General features: G+C 58.7%; 21 protein-coding genes. 7 read left to right on the plus strand and 14 right to left on the minus strand.

Annotated features, from left to right (window positions below; translation table 11 throughout):
- Positions 1 to 138 precede the first annotated feature (138 nt).
- Entirely contained in the window at positions 139 to 1,479 is a 1,341-nt protein-coding gene (locus HU754_RS08690; RefSeq protein ID WP_038358505.1) for a DEAD/DEAH box helicase, read from the plus strand.
- A gap of 55 nt (positions 1,480 to 1,534) precedes the next feature.
- Here the strand turns inward: HU754_RS08690 and HU754_RS08695 are convergent, their stop codons facing one another.
- The 4 genes from HU754_RS08695 to HU754_RS08710 form a co-directional block, all read right to left on the minus strand.
- The gene (locus HU754_RS08695) at positions 1,535 to 2,134 is read right to left on the minus strand and encodes a hypothetical protein (protein ID WP_186622763.1); all 600 of its coding nucleotides are present in this window, start codon (positions 2,132 to 2,134) and stop codon (positions 1,535 to 1,537) included.
- A gap of 12 nt (positions 2,135 to 2,146) precedes the next feature.
- Complete coding sequence (locus tag HU754_RS08700; protein WP_186622764.1) at positions 2,147 to 2,725, minus strand: papain-like cysteine protease family protein; 579 nt, start codon at positions 2,723 to 2,725, stop codon at positions 2,147 to 2,149.
- Between the two features lie 262 nt (positions 2,726 to 2,987).
- On the minus strand, positions 2,988 to 3,263 hold the full coding sequence (locus HU754_RS08705; RefSeq protein WP_093438074.1) for a hypothetical protein: 276 nt from the start codon (positions 3,261 to 3,263) through the stop codon (positions 2,988 to 2,990).
- Positions 3,264 to 3,369: 106 nt separating this feature from the next.
- Positions 3,370 to 4,104, minus strand: coding sequence for a DUF899 domain-containing protein (locus HU754_RS08710; RefSeq protein WP_186622799.1), 735 nt, complete (start codon positions 4,102 to 4,104; stop codon positions 3,370 to 3,372).
- Between the two features lie 175 nt (positions 4,105 to 4,279).
- On the opposite strand from HU754_RS08710, the gene HU754_RS08715 reads away from it, so the two are divergent.
- Positions 4,280 to 4,672: a transcriptional regulator gene (locus HU754_RS08715; protein ID WP_186622766.1), complete on the plus strand. Its 393-nt coding sequence runs from the start codon at positions 4,280 to 4,282 to the stop codon at positions 4,670 to 4,672.
- Between the two features lie 121 nt (positions 4,673 to 4,793).
- Here the strand turns inward: HU754_RS08715 and HU754_RS08720 are convergent, their stop codons facing one another.
- The 3 genes from HU754_RS08720 to HU754_RS08730 all read right to left on the minus strand — a co-directional run bounded on the left by HU754_RS08720 (position 4,794) and on the right by HU754_RS08730 (position 6,852).
- A complete protein-coding gene (locus HU754_RS08720; RefSeq protein WP_186622768.1) occupies positions 4,794 to 5,663 on the minus strand; it encodes a DUF6279 family lipoprotein in 870 nt (289 codons plus the stop codon).
- 78 nt (positions 5,664 to 5,741) lie between these two features.
- Complete coding sequence (locus HU754_RS08725; protein WP_186622769.1) at positions 5,742 to 6,458, minus strand: TorF family putative porin; 717 nt, start codon at positions 6,456 to 6,458, stop codon at positions 5,742 to 5,744.
- A 205-nt stretch (positions 6,459 to 6,663) separates the two neighbouring features.
- Positions 6,664 to 6,852: a PFL_1563 family small protein gene (locus HU754_RS08730; RefSeq protein WP_170844885.1), complete on the minus strand. Its 189-nt coding sequence runs from the start codon at positions 6,850 to 6,852 to the stop codon at positions 6,664 to 6,666.
- A gap of 340 nt (positions 6,853 to 7,192) precedes the next feature.
- Here HU754_RS08730 and HU754_RS08735 point away from each other — a divergent pair, with 340 nt between their 5' ends.
- From HU754_RS08735 to HU754_RS08745, 3 genes are all read left to right on the plus strand, one after another.
- On the plus strand, positions 7,193 to 8,029 hold the full coding sequence (locus HU754_RS08735; protein ID WP_093438054.1) for a CvfB family protein: 837 nt from the start codon (positions 7,193 to 7,195) through the stop codon (positions 8,027 to 8,029).
- 46 nt (positions 8,030 to 8,075) lie between these two features.
- Positions 8,076 to 8,480 carry a DUF2177 family protein gene (locus HU754_RS08740; RefSeq protein ID WP_099758296.1) on the plus strand — a complete coding sequence of 135 codons (405 nt, stop codon included), beginning with the start codon at positions 8,076 to 8,078 and terminating at the stop codon, positions 8,478 to 8,480.
- Positions 8,481 to 8,705: 225 nt separating this feature from the next.
- The gene (locus tag HU754_RS08745) at positions 8,706 to 9,638 is read left to right on the plus strand and encodes a DMT family transporter (protein WP_116254445.1); all 933 of its coding nucleotides are present in this window, start codon (positions 8,706 to 8,708) and stop codon (positions 9,636 to 9,638) included.
- On the opposite strand, the gene HU754_RS08750 is transcribed toward HU754_RS08745, so the two are convergent.
- Complete coding sequence (locus HU754_RS08750) at positions 9,583 to 10,764, minus strand: MFS transporter (protein ID WP_186622771.1); 1,182 nt, start codon at positions 10,762 to 10,764, stop codon at positions 9,583 to 9,585. The two genes, HU754_RS08745 and HU754_RS08750, sit on opposite strands and share 56 nt — an antisense overlap.
- Before the next feature lie 104 nt (positions 10,765 to 10,868).
- Between HU754_RS08750 and ptrR the strand changes: the two genes are divergently transcribed.
- Complete coding sequence (gene ptrR / locus HU754_RS08755) at positions 10,869 to 11,762, plus strand: putrescine utilization regulator PtrR (protein WP_095125552.1); 894 nt, start codon at positions 10,869 to 10,871, stop codon at positions 11,760 to 11,762.
- Positions 11,763 to 11,904: 142 nt separating this feature from the next.
- The gene (locus tag HU754_RS29590) at positions 11,905 to 12,033 is read left to right on the plus strand and encodes a PA1414 family protein (RefSeq protein ID WP_007914492.1); all 129 of its coding nucleotides are present in this window, start codon (positions 11,905 to 11,907) and stop codon (positions 12,031 to 12,033) included.
- 104 nt (positions 12,034 to 12,137) lie between these two features.
- Here HU754_RS29590 and HU754_RS08760 read toward each other — a convergent pair whose 3' ends face one another.
- From HU754_RS08760 to speB, 6 genes are all read right to left on the minus strand, one after another.
- Positions 12,138 to 12,386 carry a phosphopantetheine-containing protein gene (locus tag HU754_RS08760; RefSeq protein WP_034153223.1) on the minus strand — a complete coding sequence of 83 codons (249 nt, stop codon included), beginning with the start codon at positions 12,384 to 12,386 and terminating at the stop codon, positions 12,138 to 12,140.
- Between the two features lie 43 nt (positions 12,387 to 12,429).
- Positions 12,430 to 13,155 carry an MBL fold metallo-hydrolase gene (locus tag HU754_RS08765; protein WP_093438035.1) on the minus strand — a complete coding sequence of 242 codons (726 nt, stop codon included), beginning with the start codon at positions 13,153 to 13,155 and terminating at the stop codon, positions 12,430 to 12,432.
- 86 nt (positions 13,156 to 13,241) lie between these two features.
- Positions 13,242 to 14,621 (minus strand): sodium:solute symporter family protein, encoded by a 1,380-nt coding sequence (locus HU754_RS08770; RefSeq protein WP_186622773.1) that lies wholly within the window; start codon positions 14,619 to 14,621, stop codon positions 13,242 to 13,244.
- Between the two features lie 177 nt (positions 14,622 to 14,798).
- Positions 14,799 to 16,301, minus strand: coding sequence for a purine-cytosine permease family protein (locus HU754_RS08775; RefSeq protein WP_186622775.1), 1,503 nt, complete (start codon positions 16,299 to 16,301; stop codon positions 14,799 to 14,801).
- Between the two features lie 56 nt (positions 16,302 to 16,357).
- The gene (locus HU754_RS08780; RefSeq protein ID WP_186622777.1) at positions 16,358 to 16,780 is read right to left on the minus strand and encodes a YybH family protein; all 423 of its coding nucleotides are present in this window, start codon (positions 16,778 to 16,780) and stop codon (positions 16,358 to 16,360) included.
- A gap of 10 nt (positions 16,781 to 16,790) precedes the next feature.
- The gene (speB, locus tag HU754_RS08785; RefSeq protein WP_003222717.1) at positions 16,791 to 17,741 is read right to left on the minus strand and encodes an agmatinase; all 951 of its coding nucleotides are present in this window, start codon (positions 17,739 to 17,741) and stop codon (positions 16,791 to 16,793) included.
- Positions 17,742 to 18,124 lie beyond the last annotated feature (383 nt).

Here is an 18,124-nt window from a genome sequence, read left to right on the forward strand (position 1 = left end):
CCGTGTATTACCGTTGAAGACAAATCGAGCAACAAAAAAGCCACTGATTACGTCCGTTTGTATAAAGAAACTCGGCCTGAGCGCTCGAAACCGGTAACCTATGCAGCTGTTTTTTTGCATATCTTCGAGGTAGCACCCGTGTTTTCCCAATTCGCCCTGCACGAACGCCTGCTTAAAGCTGTGGCCGAGCTGAAATTTGTCGAGCCAACGCCTGTGCAAGCCGCGGCCATCCCGCTGGCGCTCCAAGGGCGTGATCTGCGGGTGACGGCGCAAACCGGTAGCGGCAAAACCGCCGCTTTCGTACTGCCAATCCTCAATCGCCTGATCGGCCCGGCCAAGGTTCGCGTCAGCATCAAGACGCTGATCCTGCTGCCGACTCGCGAGCTGGCCCAGCAGACGCTGAAGGAAGTTGAACGCTTTTCGCAGTTCACTTTCATCAAGTCCGGCCTGATCACTGGCGGTGAAGACTTCAAGGTCCAGGCGGCGATGCTGCGCAAAGTGCCGGACATCCTCATCGGCACCCCGGGCCGGATGATCGAGCAACTCAACGCCGGCAACCTCGACCTCAAAGAAGTCGAAGTGCTGGTGCTCGACGAAGCCGACCGCATGCTCGACATGGGCTTCGCCGAAGACGTGCAGCGTCTGGTCGATGAATGCCCGAACCGTCAGCAGACCATGCTGTTCTCCGCCACCACCGGCGGTTCTGGCCTGCGCGAGATGATCGGCAAGGTGCTGAACAACCCTGAGCACTTGCAGCTCAACGCGGTCAGCCAGCTGAACTCGACAACCCGTCAGCAGATCATCACCGCCGACCACAATCAGCACAAAGAGCAGATTGTGAACTGGCTGCTGGCCAACGAGACCTATCAGAAGGCCATCGTCTTCACCAACACCCGCGCCATGGCCGACCGCATTTACGGCCGCCTCGTGGCTCAGGAATACAAAGCGTTCGTGCTGCACGGCGAGAAAGACCAGAAGGATCGCAAACTGGCGATCGACCGTCTGAAGCAGGGCGGCGTGAAGATTCTGGTCGCGACCGACGTCGCGGCCCGTGGTCTGGACGTTGATGGCCTGGATCTGGTGATCAACTTCGACATGCCACGCAGCGGCGACGAATACGTGCACCGCATCGGCCGTACCGGTCGTGCCGGCAACGACGGTCTGGCGATCTCGCTGATCTGCCACGGCGACTGGAACCTGATGTCGAGCATCGAGCGCTACCTGAAGCAGAGCTTCGAGCGCCGCACCATCAAGGAAGTCAAAGGCACCTACGGCGGACCGAAAAAGGTCAAGGCCTCGGGCAAAGCCGTTGGTGTGAAGAAGAAAAAGACCGACGCCAAGGGTGACAAGAAGAAAACTGCCGCCAAGACGCCGACCAAGCGCAAGAGCGTCAATCGTCCGAAGCCTGACTCGTTGGTGAGCAGCGACGGCATGGCACCGCTCAAGCGTCGCAAGCCAGCAGAGCCTGCGGCTGAGTAAGGCGTTTCTAGCGAGCATAAAAAACCCGGACAGTGTCCGGGTTTTTTTTCGTCCATCAGTTGCCGAGCTGACCACTGGTGTCGGCATCAAAGCGCCGTTTGGCTTGATCGGCCGCCGGCTTCAATGCTGCGAGCAAGGCTGCCTCGCTGTACAACCGCGTGACCGCCAGCTCCTTCGGCGTCGGCTCGATCGGGATCAGCACGTCCTCACTGTCGGCATGCAGCCAGATCGTCACAACATGCAGCGCCGAGACAAACAGCACGCGCAACTCAACGGTTTTACCCTGCAATTGCGGTGCTTGTTCTGCCAGTTTCAGCGCAGCCACCGTCGCGGCGGCGTGATCGCCGTGATTCAGCGAGGCAAACTCGACATGCCCGCGCACCTCGGCCAGTTGCGCATCGGCAATCGTCACGCCGTCGGCAAACACCAGGTAATGCCAGTCGCCGATTCGTGCGTCTTTCAGACCTTTGCCGTGGCTCAGGTCTTCCAGATTCAGTGAGTAGCCGCGATAGGCCTCACTGAGGCTGATCTTCGCAGGTGCTGCGTTGGCGAATTGGCGATTGGCGCCAAAGCCTTGGGTTTGCAGTGCCGCTTGCAGCGCCGGGCGCAAGGTCTGTACGCCGTTGGAAGGCGCCTTTGGATAAGTCAGTTGCATGATGCCGCCCTCCTAGTTTTTCACGGTGAAGTAAGTGTGGGTCCAGTTGCCGCCGCCGTTGTAGGCACGGGGGAACGCGTTCAGTGCTCGGGTCGAATAGCCGTAGATCGAGTCCGCGACCAACACGTAATCGCCATTAGTGCCGTAGATCGTCAGGAAGTGCGCTCCACCACCGTACCAGGCGCAACGCAGGCCGACCGGGCGGCCCATGTTGATCTGGTTCTGAATGGCCGACATCTGCAGCGAGCCCTGATTCATGCCGTTGTAGCTGCGAGTGGTTTGCAGAGCGGAATCCAGATAGCCGTAGACGTTGCACGGCCCCGGCTGATTGCAGCAATTGCGGTCCAGTTGGGTGCTGGCCACGCCGCACTGCGTCCAGTTGCCGGTGCCGTAATAGTTGCCGACCGAAGCGGACACGGCGGCCCAGCACCAGTTGGTCTGGGTCTGTTTCTGCATGTTGAAGTTGAGGCTGCCGGCGGCGAGGGCGCTGAGCTGTTCAGCGGCTTCGACTAGCTGCGGGTCGAGCAAGTGACCGGCCAGGCACCTTGGCAGTGATTCGCCGGTGAATTGTGTTGCTGCTGTTGTTAACATTTTTCAATCCTCCATGAGTGAAAACAAGCGTCCAGCTTGTGTGGGTGTTGCGGTGTTGCCGAGCGATCGGTGTTCACGGGTTGCCATGTCATATGGCGGGTTCCGATCTCGTTGCTCGATGTAACCGTAGATGTGGATATGCGTTAGTGCAAATAAATAAATGCATTAATGCATTTCCATAAGCAAAAGATCGCAGCCTTCGGCCGTTCCTACAGGGATCGGTGTAGGAGCTGCCGCAGGCTGCGATCTTTTGATCTGGCTTTTAGCTTTCCGCTTTTTTCTCCGCCGTGCCCAACTCTTTCAACCGCTGATCAATCAACTGACATTTATCCGGCAGATCGGCACTGGCCGTGCCCAGATCCATCTTCTGTAACTCGGCGTTGATCTCCTTGGCCTTGGCCGGATTCTGCTCGGTGAGCTTGGCGACTTCCTTGGCCAGTTGTTCGCGCTTTTCGGTGGCTTCCTCCGGCGTGCAGGCCCAGACGGGCAGGGCGCAGGCCAAGGTGGCGGCGAGGGTGAGCTTGATCAGGGTTTTCATGGGCAGGCCTCGGTTCCGGTTAAGGCGGGTTAACCGGTTGAGCGGCGAAACTGGCGAAAAGTTCAGACTCTATGGGCGCGAGCAAGCTCGCTCCCACAAAAGGCTTTCAGTTACCGTGGCAGCAACTGGATTTTGCCGCTAGCTCATAGCGATCGTGATGCCGCACCCACTCCATGATCTCGTTTTCATTCCTGCCCTTGGGCGTGAGGTCGAGGTAGTTATAGGCGCCGACCAGCATGTCGAGACCGCGAGCGTAGGTCGAGTAGGTGTGGAAAATCTCCCCGGCCTCATCGCGATAAAACACACTCAACCCCGGCATTTCCTCCTCAGCACTGTCAGTCTTTTCGTAGTTGTACGTAGCCTTTCCCGTCGCGACATCCTCAGCCCGGGCACAAACGCCGAAGTCATAATTGAAGTCGCAACCCTCTGACGACACCCAGTCAAACTTCCAGCCCATCCGTTGTTTAAACGCCTGGAATTCGTTGAAGGGCGCATGGGACACAGCTACCACCGCGATGTCGTGATGAGCCAGATGCTGGTTAGCGCCATCAATGTGGTCACTGAGGAACGAGCAACCCTGACAACCTTCCTCCCAGTCCTTGGCAAACATGAAGTGGTAAACCACTAATTGGCTGTGTTTGCCAAACAGATCCCTCAGCTTGAGTTCGCCGTTCGGGCTCTGAAAGTGGTACTCCTTGTCGACCTTTACCCATGGCAATGCGCGACGTTTGGCGCTGAGGCGGTCGCGTTCTTTGGTGAAAGCTTTTTCGTCAGCGAGATGCTGCTTACGGGCGGCGAGCCATTCTTCGCGCGATACCACCGGATGATTCTCAACGTTAATGATGATTTCTCCTGCGGGGTTGAAACCGTCTGTTTCAGACTAGTCGTTTAACCCTGCTGCAAATCGACAGACCGCCGGTCGGTCGCTGCGGGAAATGCGGCTGAACGGCTGGGAACCGCTCAGGTCACAACCTATGAACGCGCCACAAATCATGCGCATCGGAGGTTGTATCAGGATGACGACTTATAACTGGGATTTGATTGAACGCTTGCTGCACGAAGTGCAGAACAGCGCCGGCCACAGTTTTGCCCCTCGGGCCTACGCCGAAGACTATGCCGCGGAAAAAGCCGCCGCGGGCGAGCCGATCGAGAACCTTGATCACCTGAAAACGCTGGCCTGCGACTATGAACGGTTGTTGCTCCTGCGTGGCTATATCGCACCGCGCCCGGATGAGGAGGGCAGCACGGGAAACAATTTTGTTCTGACGCCTCGCGGTTCCAGCCTGCTGAGCCTGATCGACAGCAGCATTCCTGGCAACGATCACCCGCGTCAGGTGCTGGATGAGCAAGAGGATGCGCTGGCCGAGGCGACCTTTGAGGAAGTGGCGTCTAAAGCCCAGATCGCCTGAGTTTACGCAGATCCCCTGTAGGAGTGAGCCTGCTCGCGATAGCGGTCTTCCAGTGACATCAATGTTGACTGGAAACCGCTATCGCGAGCAGGCTCACTCCTACAATTGGATGTAGGTGTCTTCAGGTTTTTTGCGCGGCCTTGAGGCATTTGAGGTCGTTGAAGTCTTTGCGCACTCCTTCGATCTTCTTCAACAACCGCTGACGCTGTTGCGGCGTACTTTCCGCCATCAGGTCAACCGCCAGCGAGCGTCCCTGCGCTTCGGTATCGGCGAAGGCCTTGCGGTAATCGGCTGTCCATAAACTCTCGCGATTGACCAGAAGCGTCTCGATTCTCTGTGGGAATTCGGGACTTTTGCGTTGTGCGACAGCTGCACTGAATTGCTTCTGCCAATGGGCGCGGTTGGCAATCCATTGGGTGTACTGATCGCCCAACGCGGTCGACCACGCCATGACCCGCTGTTCTTGAGTGGCGCTCAATGGCCCCAGCCAGTCGTTCAGACGTTTAACCATTCGCGCGCCACGCTCGGCAATTTGTTGATCAAGCGGCGGCTTGAGGTATTCCTGCTGACGCTTGCGCAAATCCTTGGCAAACGCGTCATTCATCTCGGCGACCTGTTTGTCATCCAGCCCCTGCAGCAACTCGATCGCCGACGGGGTGATCTCTCGAGCGGTTTCGGCAATGGCCTGCTTGGCTTCGGCAGTGCGCGCCTGCAACGCGGCATCGGTGACCTGATTGGATTCGACCATGGTCTGCAGGCGATCAAGCCAGTCCAGATAGCCCGGCAATTGCGTGGTGCAATGCCAGCTCAAATGATCCTTGAGGCGTTCGTTGAACCAGTCTTTCTGCTCGCCGTTCATGTCCAGATAGTCGCTGAGCGTCCATGGAATGATCACGTCGAGATTGCGATAGGCCAGGCCGACACGGCTGCAGGCGCCGAGGGCGAGGGTGAAGATCAGTAGCGCGGCGATCTGTTTGAACCAGCGAGACATGGGCGAATCCTTGCGTGAGCCTGGCTTCGAGGGACTGATTCCTATGTGAACGCAGAATGAACCCGGCAGTTCAGCCGATCAATAGAACGCGCGCGCAGCCTTGAGGGTGACGAGGCCGTCGCACTCGCTGTTGTGCCCGGAGTAGGCCGAACAATCGCTGCCGCTGAGGCTGGAGTCGCTGTAGATCAGATCGAGGTCGACGCCCATGAACGGTCGCGACAATTTCACCGACCAATCGGTAAAACTGCCGACATAACCACCGTCCACGGCCACTGGCGTGTTCAGTTGGTGGGTGGTGTATTTCATGCTGACGCCGATGCCGAATGGCTGGTTGCCGCCAAGATCGGCAAACAACGTGTTGTTCTGTTTATCCGGGTCATTGCTGAAGGCCACGCCGAAACGACTGCCGAGCAAGGTCAGGCCACCGAACAGCTCCTGGCTGTCGAGAGTGTCTACCTTGGGATAGCTGTAGTGGATCATGCCGACTTCATAGCCGAGGGTCTGATCGAAAGGTTGTTTAAATCCGACGTAGGAGTCGATTTCGAGGTTCTTGCCCGGGGAGATGCCCATGCTCGGTGCGTACTGGCCGACATAGAGGCCGCTGTCGTGGCTCAGGTCGAGGCCGCCATGGAAGGAACCGACTGCCGCCGGTTTGACCAGGCCTTGAGCCATGCTGCGCGTGGGCGTGGTACCGAGTTTGAGATCGAAGTCGCCGAGTTCACGCTGGAAAATCTGCGCGTGCGCGGTCGCACTGGCCAGAAGGCCTACAAGAAATAAACAGGATGTTTTGCGCATGCGTCACTCCATGAACAGCGAGCGCAGGAAGGCGGGCCTGCTGAAACGCTTGATCTAGACGCGTGAAAGGATACCGGCGAATGATCGGCATTGAAGGCCGTTCGTCGATTCACAAGGAATTTTGTTTAAAAAGGAGGGAGGTTACGCGGTGCCAGTCCAGGCGCTTCAAAGCTCAAAGCGCCTCTGGACGGGTGTAAAACCGGTGTTACTTCTTGCCCAGGCTGATCTGCTTGGACGGGCCGAATGTCTGGCCACTGACGCCTTTGGCAATTTGCTGGATCTCGCCACCAGACTTGAGAAACGCTGCAATCTGATCGTTGATCGATTCGCTGGTTTCAACGGCTGGAGCTGGCTTTGCTTTGCTGGAGGATGCTTTTACACGCATGGCGGCCATTAACCTGTAGAAAAGTAACTCGGCCATGCATCGTACAGGAATAACTTGACAATTGCTTGGTAAATATCCCCCGGAATAACCAACCGCATTGCTGCATTATTCTCGATCCAATATTCGAAATATCCGGCTAACCTGCTGTTTTAAATAACAACATTTATGTGCGCGTGCATTGAAATATTCAGTCATGAGCGTTCGTGCCTGTCTGACGAGCGGCACCTCGGCCCGGCTGCGCCCGAGGAAAATCAAGGAGTTGAACCGGTTTCACAAGCGTGCCGATCTGTCACCCGACGGCCACGATAAAAACGGGTAGAATGCCGCCCACGCAATGAGGGTTCTGGAAATGGCTTTAGTCGGGCGTTACAACAGTTTGCAAGTGGTTAAACACACTAACTTCGGTTTATATCTGGATGGCGGTGCCGATGGCGAGATTCTTTTGCCTAATCGTTATATCCCGAAAGATATTCCGACCGAAGATGAAGATTGGCTCAACGTTTTTGTTTATCTGGACAGCGAAGACAAACTTCTCGCCACCACGGAAAAACCGAAAGTGCAGGTCGGCGAATTTGCCAGTCTGAAAGTCGTTGAAGTCAACAGCATCGGTGTGTTCCTCGATTGGGGGCTGCCGAAGGATCTGTTGCTGCCGTATTCCGAAGAGAAGCGCCAGATGACCGCCGGCGAATACTGCGTGGTGCATGTCTACCTCGACAAGCACACCCGCCGTATCACCGCCACTGCGCGACTGGATCGCTACCTCGACAAGACTCCGGCCAATTACAGTCAGGGTCAGGAAGTTGATCTGCTGGTTGCCGAAGCCACCGACATGGGCTTCAAGGCGATCATCAACAACAAGCACTGGGGTCTGATTCACAAGAATGAGATCTTCAAGTTCATGCGCGCCGGCATGCTTGAGAAGGGCTACATCAAGGAAGTGCGTGCCGACGGCAAGATCGCCCTGAGCCTGCAACCGGTTGGCCAGGAAGCTGCCAGCAGCCTGAACTCGAAGATCCTCGCCAAGTTGCGTGACAACAGCGGCACGTTGCCGGTCAGCGACAAGAGCGATCCAGCGTTGATCAGCAGCCTGTTTGGCGTCAGCAAAGGCAACTTCAAGAAGGCCATCGGCTCGCTGTACAAGGAAGGCAAGATCGTTATTCATGCTGATCGCATTGAACTAACCTGAGCCTTGGGTGGCCCATCTTGCATGGGACACACACGAGATCGGGTCGATGAAAAAAACGCTGATTGCCTACGTCGCCACACTGGTGATGTTTTTATTGCTCGACGGTATCTGGCTCGGCCTGTTGATGGCACCGACCTATCGCGAACTGCTCGGCCCGCTGATGCTCGAAAAACCGCTGCTGATTCCTGCAGCGGTTTTTTATTGCCTGTATGTTTTTGGCTGCGTGGTGTTTGTGGTGCTGCCTGCGGCGACCTGGCAGTGGGCGGCGAAGCGGGGCGCGTTGTTGGGGCTGGTGGCTTATGGCACCTATGACCTGACCAATTGGGCGACGTTGCGTGGCTGGTCGGTGCAGGTGACGCTGATGGATTGGGCGTGGGGGACGTTTGCTACTGCTGTGGCTTGTAGCGTCGGGTTTTTGTTGGCTAAACGGTTTGGCATATCTGATCGGTAGTCTGGGTTGGCAATGCCGGCCTCTTCGCGAGCAGGCTCGCTCCCACAGGCGAACGCATTCCAAAGTGGGAGCGACGGCGTAGCCGACAGCCATTCACCACTGGCGCCAATGAAGCACAAAATGTCTTTTCCAGACGGCTTTTTGCGCTCGAGTCATTGATAATCCTCGACACTGTTTTCTGACCATTGGATGGCCTGCCATGTTGTGTGTATTCGAGGTGTTGCGGTGAGTGTCGAGCGGCGCAATGCCGACAGTTTTGCCCTGCAAGTGATGATCGGTCTTTGCCTGATCTGGGGCGTGCAGCAGGTGATGATCAAATGGGCGGCGCCGGACATTGCGCCAGTCATGCAAGCGGCGGCACGCTCGGGAATTTCCGCGTTGCTGGTCGGTTTGCTGATCTGCTGGAAGGGCGGCTGGGATCAGGTCGGCGTTACCTGGCGCGGCGGCTTGTTAGCCGGTGCGCTTTTTGGTCTGGAGTTCTTCTTCATCGCCGAAGGCTTGCAACTGACCACCGCCGCACACATGTCGGTGTTTCTCTACACCGCGCCGATTTTCACTGCGCTGGGCGTACATTTTCTGTTGGCCAGTGAACGGCTGCGGCCGTTGCAATGGCTGGGCATTCTGCTCGCGTTTATCGGCATCGCGATTGCCTTCGCCGGTGGCGTGTCATGGGACAACCTCGACCGGCGCATGCTGTTGGGCGATGCCTTTGGCGTACTGGCCGGAGCCTGTTGGGGCGCAACCACGGTGGTGGTGCGCGCCTCACGGCTGTCGGAAGCTCCGGTGACGCTGACCTTGTTCTACCAGTTGATCGTCGGCTTCCTCGGCCTGCTCCTGATCGCGCTGTTCAGCGGCCAGATCACCCACGTCAGCCTGACCACCGTGGCAGTGGCCAGCGTGCTGTTCCAGGGGCTGGTGGTGTCGTTCTTCAGTTACCTGATCTGGTTCTGGTTGCTGCGTCGTTATCTGGCAGCCAACCTCGCGGTGTTTTCGTTCATGACGCCGCTGTTCGGCGTGACCTTTGGCGTGTTGCTGCTCGGCGAACAGTTGACTGTGAACTTCGTCGTTGGCGCTGTACTGGTGCTGTTCGGCATCACTTTTGTCAGCGCCGAGCAGTGGCTGCGTCGGCGTTTGCGCAAAGCGCTGGGCCAGCGCTAGTCGACTGCATCGCCAGACCGCCGGCAATCAACAATCCGCTGCCGGCGATGACCAATGCTGGCTGCAAACCGCCGCTGAAATGGCTGCTCAACGCTGCCAGCAACGGGCCGCTGAGTTGGCCGACGGCGAAGCACGCGGTGAGCATGCCGGCATTGCGTTGGGTGGCATGCGGCGCCAGTTCCCGCGAGCGTTGCATGACCAGTTGCATGCAGGCGAGGAACGGTGTGCCACAGAGGATCACGCCCAGTGCGAGGCCCAGGCCACTGCCGAGCAGGCAGGCAAAGACACCGGCCGCTTGCAGCCACAACGTCGCCATCAACCAGTGGCGCGTCGTTTCGGGATCGTGACGCCGTAGGCTCACCAGCAACACGCCAAGCGCCGCAGCCAGACCGAAGCACGGCCAGAACAAGTCCGCCTGCCATTGTCCGTGAAACTGCTCATTGGCCATCTGCGACAGGAATGTCGCCGGAATGATGTAGCCGACGCCGTACAGCGCATAAATCACGGCCAGCCGCCCGATGCCGCGATTCGATGGATTGCCCGCCGCCACAGCAACCGCAGCCGTTGCGACGGGCTTAGGCAGCAGTCGCCAGACCCCCAGCATCATCACCAACGCAGCCGCTGCGTAAATCAGCCACAACGTCGCGGAAGTCTGGTTGAGCAGATGTGAGACCAGTGCCAACAATCCTGTCAGAAAAATCCCTAAGCCCGGTCCGGCGAATACCAGTGCGCCCAAACGTGGACGACCCGCTGCCGCTGCCAACGGTTGGCTTAAAGCCGTAATCATCACCAGCACCCAGGCACTCGCCACCCCGGTGCCGAAGCGCAGCACCAGGTGCGACCAAAAACCATCGGCCCAGAACGATGCCAGGGTCAGCAGCACACACAGCCACAAGCCACCGTGCAGGCGCCGCTGAACCTGCTGCGGGCGATGGGCGAACATCGCGTCCACCGCGCCGAGCAAGTAACCGAGGTAGTTGGCCGCTGCAATCAGACCAGCGGCTGTCAGGTCGATCTGACCTTCGCTGAGCAGGTGCGGCATTTGCGGGGTGAGAGCGAAACGTCCGATGCCCATGGCCATCATCAGGGCCACGAAGCAGGCAGATAAGCGAATAAGCGGCGACATGGTCGGAATTCCGTGAGGGCTTCAATGACCGTCAGGCTAGGACTGATTGACTTTCTTTAAAATTGAATAATAGTGAGTAACTTGTTCTGTTCTGGAGAAAGGTTGTGGAATTCAGCCAACTACGGATCTTCCAGGCCGTGGCCGAGGAAGGTTCCATCACCCGCGCTGCGGAACGCCTGCACCGCGTGCCATCGAATCTATCGACCCGACTCAAGCAACTGGAGGAGCAGCTCGGTGTCGAGTTATTCGTCCGTGAGCGTCAGCGTTTGCAACTGTCGCCTGCAGGAAAAGTCCTGCTGGACTACACCGGTAAACTCTTCGCCCTGCGCGATCAGGCCAGTGCGGCGGTGATGGGCGGCAAACCCGCCGGTGACTTCGCTCTGGGCACCATGTACAGCACGGCGGCGATTCATCTGCCGGCGCTGCTGGCGCAGTATCACAAGCGCTATCCAGCGGTGAATCTGCAAGTGCAGTCAGCACCGAGTGGCGAGTTGCTGGAGGGGTTGCTCACCGGGCGCCTTGATGCCGCGTTGGTCGATGGCCCGCTGGAACTCGCCGGGCTCGACGGCGTGCCGTTGTGCGAGGAGCGGTTGGTATTGATCACTGAAATCGATCATCCGCCGGTGCGCAGCGCGCGGGATGTTGAAGGGCGTTCGGTGTTCACCTTTCGTCGCGGCTGTTCCTACCGCATGCGCCTGGAGGCGTGGTTTTCGCACTATCACGCGACTATGGGCCGGGCGATGGAGATCGAGTCGTATCAAGGCATGCTCGCCTGTGTAATTGCCGGCAGTGGCGTGGCGCTGATGTCGGAGTCGATGCTGGCCAGTCTGCCGGGGCGTGACAGCGTCGCGGTGCATCCATTGGCCGAGCCATTTGTGGGTGCGACAACGTGGCTCATGTGGCGCAAGGGCATGGTCGGCGCCAACCTCAATGCATGGATCGAGGTGCAACAGGCTGTCTATCCTGCGGCTCAGATTGAAACCCGAGAAACAGCCTGAACCAATGGCGGCATATTCTGTTCAATTCAGTAACAGATCATTGCGGATTTGGCCGAGCATTACGTAGGACTTCGGACTATTATCAGTGCGAAGCGGCCTCAGAATTCCGGCCGCTCAGCACCACCCTGAAGGGGGCATGACGATGAAAGAGAAAATTCAAAACTGGCTGCACGACTTGGGTGTTGCCCTTGGCTTGATCGAACCGCCTCTGCAACCTGTCCCGATCCGCACCGATGACGAGCAGCGCCGCCGTCAACAACGGCGCCGGTAACGCCCCCGATCCGAGATCAAGGATTCAAGATCAAGAGATCGCAGTCTTCGGCAGCTCCTGCATTAATCCGTGTAGGAGCTGCCGAAGGCTGCGATCTTTTGTTTTCAGTGCCGCCCGATTTCCAGCAAAAACCGGCTCAAGTCATTCGCGGTCTTCGCTGTCTTGAGCATGCGGTCTTCCTCGGCGGTAAACGCCGTCAGGCCGAATTCATCTTCCAGATGAAAGATCAGATCTTCTATATCGGCTTTCTCCAGGCCCAGTTGCACAAGGCTGGTGTTGTCGTTGAATTCGCGGGTTTCCAACAGACGCCGGATATATCGGTGCACGGCGGCACGCACGGCAGCTCTTCTCATGGCAGATATTTCTGATTGTTGTTGTGCTTGAGTGAAGCAGGCCTCAGACGTGGCCGCGCAACCACTCGTCAATCATCGAACGCAAATGCTCCCCGGAAAAACTGCCGAAATGTCCGCCATGCACCGTGCGAATCGGCAACGCCTGCAAACGTCGCAGGCTGGCGGCGTAATCCTCAAGATTGGAGTGGTAGGCGTCTTCGATCAGCGGCCCGTCGTAAATGATGTCGCCGCTGAACAGCGTTTCAGTCGCCGCCTCATACAGGCTGATGCCGCCCGGCGAATGCCCCGGTGTATGCAGCACCTGCAGCGTGCGATTACCCAGATCGAGCACATCACCGTCCTCGACAAACCCGGTCGCCGGCGCGGCTTTGACCCGGTATTCGGCGTAGCACAACGGGCAATCCGGATGCGCTTCGAACATGTCGTCGCCAACGAAAGCGCGGCTCAAGTCGTTTTCGCCATCCGGCGCGGCCAGAATGTCCGCTTCGGCCGGATGCACCAGCCGTTCAGCAAATTCGTGATGCCCGGCGATATGGTCGAAATGGCAATGACTGGCCACTGCCACCAAAGGCCGCTCGGTAATCCACGGCAACTGTTCGCGCAGGCTGACCAGTCCTGAGCCGCTGTCCAGCAGCAGGTCTTTGTCACGGCCCTGCACATGCCAGAGGTTGCAGCGGTAGAACGGGCGGATATACGGCTCGTGAATCAACCGAATGCCATCGCTCAGGTGCTGCACTTCAAACCACTGATCACGAGAAACGATCTTCATCGGTACTTTTCTCCAAGCGTAAAAAAACGAGTGTGGCAACCGACGCCACACTCGTCGAAGAAAGCATCAAGTCGTTATGTTTCAGCTTAGATCGCGCGGGCCACCGAGACAGGACGGCGCGAGGCGAGGCTGACCACGACAAAACTCAACAGACCCACCGCCAGGCTGTAGTAGATCGGTGTATTGGCATCCAGACCGTCCTTGAACATGAACAGCAGTGCGGTGGCGAAACCCAGGCCCATGCTGGCGATGGCGCCGGCGGTGGTTGCGCGTTTCCAGAATATCGCACCGATCAGCGGAACCAGCATGCCACCTACCAACAGGTTGTACGCCAGCGTCAGGGCGCTGATCACGTCATTTACCACCAGCGCGATACCCAGCACTACGACACCGGTCAGCAGAGTGAACAGGCGGTTGACGCCCAGGCTCGACTGTTTGCCGCCACGCAGTTTTGGCAGCAGGTCTTCAGTCAGCGTGGTGGCGGCGGCAAGGAGGCCAGCACTGGCGGTGGACATCATTGCCGCCAGTGCTGCAGCGATCACCAGGCCACGGATGCCGTCCGGCAGCGACAGTTTGACGATGGCGGCGAAGGCGTTGTTGACGTTGTCCAGATCCGGGATCAGCACGTGCGCAGCCATGCCGATCAGCGCGCAGGCCAGGCCGTAGACGATGCAGTAGATGCCGGCGATGCTGCCGGCGTATTGCGCGACTTTGGCGGTCTTGACGGTGAACACCCGTTGCCAGATGTCCTGACCGATCAGGATGCCGAAGAAGTAGATCATGAAGTAGGTGATGATCGTGTCCCAGCCGATGGTGGTGAAGCTGAAGGCAGTCGCCGGCAGTTTCAGCACCAGTTCGTCCCAACCGCCGACGCGGTACAGGCAGATCGGCAACAGGATGAACATCAGGCCCACGGTCTTGATGATGAACTGGACGATGTCGGTCAGGGTCAGCGACCACATACCGCCGATCGCCGAGTAGATCACCACCACGCCACCGCCGAGCAATACCGACACCCAGAATGGCAGGCCGAACAGCACTTGCAGGACGGTGCCGATCGCCAGGATCGAGGTCACGCCGATCATCAGTGCGTAGGCCAGCATTATCGCCGCGCTCGCCGAGCGGGCCATCGGGTTGTAGCGTTTTTCCAGGACCTGGGTAACGGTGTAGATCTTCAGTTTCAGCAGCGGTTTGGCGAGGAACAGGTTCAGCGCAACGATGCCGCAACCCAGAGCCGCGCACAGCCAGAAACCGGAGATGCCGTGCACGTAGCCCAGGCGTACGGTGCCGACGGTCGACGCGCCACCCAGAACAGTCGCGGCCATGGTGCCCATGTACAAGCTTGGGCCGAGGTTACGACCGGCGACGAGAAAGTCCTCGTTGGTCTTGGCCTTGCGCATGCCGAAGTAGCCGAGCAAAAGCATGCCGGCGGCGTAGATGAGTACGACGAATAAATCCAAAGCCATGATGGCGTGTCTCCGATTGTCTTTTTTATGTTGAAACAAATCTGGTTCAGCAATGCTGCCCACTGTGGGAGCGAGCCTGCTCCGGGCGGCGATCCGACGAAGGCGTCAGCACATTCAACACAGAAGTGACTGAAAGATTGCTTTCGCGAGCAGGCTCGCTCCCACAGGGGATCTTCGTCAGGCGGCCTGACGCAGTTGAGGTTTTACTGCGGCTTCACGCCGGGCATCCTTCGGGCCGAACACTTCGCGCGGTTCCGAGAACAGACTCAGCAGCGTCAGGTACACCACCGAAGCCAGGCCCAGGGTCACCGGCAAACTGATGTCGATACCGCCGGCCATTTCACCCAACGGGCCAACGAACTGCCCCGGCAAATTCACGAAGCACAGGCCAACCGCCGCGCTAGGTATCCACGCACCCAGACCGCGCCAGTTCCAGCCGTGGCTGAACCAGTAGCGACCGCCCTGTTCGCCGCGCGTGAACACTTGCAGGTCATCCGGGCAGTAGAAGCCGCGACGCACCAAGAGGCCGATGATCATGATCACCATCCATGGCGTGGTGCAGGTGATGATCAGCACGGCGAAAGTCGACACGCTCTGCACCAGGTTCGCCGCAAAACGGCCGATGAAGATGAAGGCAATCGACAGCACGCCGATCAGCAGCGTCGCCTTCACTCGCGACAGCACCCGCGGGAATACGCTGGACATGTCCAGCCCGGTGCCATACAGCGAGGTGGTGCCGGTGGACATGCCGCCGATCACCGCAATCAGGCACACCGGCAGGAAGAACCAGCTCGGCGACACCGCCAGCAAACCGCCCACGTAGTTGTTCGCCGCGATGTAGTCCGGCGCCTTGATCGCGACGATGGTCGCGGTGGCCAGGCCGAACAGGAACGGGATGAACGTGGCGATCTGCGACAGCACGACCGCTGCCATGATCCGTTGTTTGGAGGTGTCACGCGGGATGTAGCGCGACCAGTCGCCGAGGAACGCGCCGAAGGAAATCGGGTTGCTCATCGCCACCAGCGCAGCACCGATGAACGCGGCCCAGAAGCCCGGCTGACCTAGGCTCACCGTACCGGCGTAGTTCACATCGAAAGGACCGGCGAAGGCGAAGATGCCCAGCAGGAACAACAGGCTGGCGCTCCACACCGCGATCTTGTTCACCCACAGCAAAAAGCGGAAGCCGTAGATGCACACGGTCAGCACCAGAATTGCGAACAGACCGTAGGCCAGGCCCAGAGTCAGGTCGGTTTCCGGCAGACCGATCAGGCGTTTTGCACCGCCGATCAGCGCATCGCCCGAACTCCACACCGAGAGCGAGAAAAACGCGATAGCGGTCAACAGCGACAGGAACGAACCGACGATGCGCCCATGCACGCCGAAATGCGCACCCGACGACACGGCATTGTTGGTGCCGTTGAGCGGGCCGAACAGGCCCATCGGTGCGAGGATCAGCGAGCCAAGCAGCACGCCCGACACAATCGCCCAGACGCCGGCCTGAAAAGACAGACCGAACAGCACCGGGAAACTGCCGAGCACGGCGGTGGCAAAGGTATTCGAACCACCGAAGATCATCCGGAACAAGTCCGTCGGGCCTGCGCTGCGTTCGTGGTCCGGGATCTGTTCGACCCCGTGGGTTTCAATCTGCGTAAGGCTTTGGTCGTTGTTGTTGTTATTCATGATCTGCTCCGATCATAAAGGCGCGCTCATCGTGCGTGAGGCGTGACCTGTTTTGGCTAAGTGGATGGCAGCCCTTCCGGCATTGCGGACAAATGTTCGTGGCAGGCCAGCCAATGGCCTTGTTGTTCTAGGCTCGACGCTTGTTTCTTGAAAACAATCGTCTCGCGCTCCTGGCTGAAGTGTTGCTCCCCTTGCATGCGCAGCTCGGTGGCCACGTCATGGATGAAAATCGCCACATCACCTTGCAGGCTGACGAAGGCGTTGCTCGACGTGCACGCAAGCACCTCGAAGCCATCCTCGGCGCGCCAGCTGTCCCACAAGGCCTGATAGGCATCGCGCGACAGCAGCGGCTGTTCGAGGGTGTAGAAAACGAAACTCGCATCGGCGCTGAAGGCGCCGAAGTAAGCTTCGCGATCGTTACGGGCGAAGGCGGACACCAGTTCGGCGGCCGCTTGCAAAACCTGATCACGTTCGTTCATGACCCGATCCTCAGCGATGGACCACGCCAGGCAGTACGCAGAGCATTTCGTACAGCAGGTTGGCGGCCAGCAGCGAGGTGTTGCCGGTGGTGTCATAAGCGGGCGAGACTTCTACCAGATCGCAACCGATCAGGTCGAGGCCTTGGCAGCCGCGAACGATTTCAATCGCCTGAATGGTCGTCAGACCACCGATTTCCGGGGTGCCGGTGCCCGGTGCCCAGGCCGGATCGATGCCGTCGATGTCGAAGCTCAGATACACCGGACCGCCGCCGACTTTCTCGCGCACCTCGGCCATCAGTGGCGCCAGCGACTTGTGCCAGCACTCTTCGGCTTGAACAACGCGGAAGCCCTGATCGCGGCTCCAGTTGAAGTCATCAGCGGTGTAACCCTGCGCACGCAAACCAATTTGCACCACGCGGTCGCAGTCCAGAAGGCCTTCTTCGACGGCGCGACGGAAGGTCGTACCGTGGGCGATCTTCTCGCCGAACATGTGATCGTTGACGTCAGCGTGAGCATCGATGTGCACCAGACCGACCTTGCCGTGCTTTTTATGAATCGCCCGCAGGATCGGCAGGGTGATGGTGTGGTCGCCACCCAGGGTCATCGGGATCACGTTGTGCTCGAGGATGTTGTCGTAGGCTTCTTCGATGATGCGCACGGCGTCGAGCAGGTTGAAGGTGTTGATCGCCACGTCACCGATGTCGGCGACCGACAGCGAGTCGAATGGCGCCGCGCCGGTGGCCATGTTGTACGGGCGGATCATCACCGATTCGGTGCGGATGTCGCGTGGCCCGAAGCGGGTGCCGGGACGCAGCGAAGTACCGATGTCCAGGGGCACGCCAACAAAGGCAGCGTCCAGGCCGGCAGCGGTCGGTACATGGGGGAGTCGGAGCATGGTGGCGATGCCGCCGAAGCGCGGCATTTCGTTGCCGCCCAGTGGTTGGTGAAGAATCTTGTCCACGGGTAAGGCCTCATCGTCTTTGTTTTATTTATGTCGGCGCGCCGTGGAGCAGGGGAGCGGGCGCCGCTGTGGGGCCGATGATGCGAAATGTAGTGAGGGGAAAGAATCGCTACGGGCAAAAACTTAGTTCAGATTTTTCTAAACTAATGGCGGGGCTGGGATTAGACTTTGGCGGGTTCAAGATTGTGATCGGCTGGGGATTGCTGCCCTCACCCCAGCCCTCTCCCAGAGGTAGAGGGGGCCGACCGAGTTGTTGGCGGAATCTGCATCGACCTGAAAAATCGAGTCGAACTCAGGATTTGAAAGCCATGGAGATCAGCTCCCTCTCCCTCGGGGAGAGGGCTGGGGTGAGGGGCTTTTCCCACAGACACGCAGTTGCAAAC

The organism is Pseudomonas zeae, assembly GCF_014268485.2.
GTDB classification, from domain to species: domain Bacteria; phylum Pseudomonadota; class Gammaproteobacteria; order Pseudomonadales; family Pseudomonadaceae; genus Aquipseudomonas; species Aquipseudomonas neuropathica.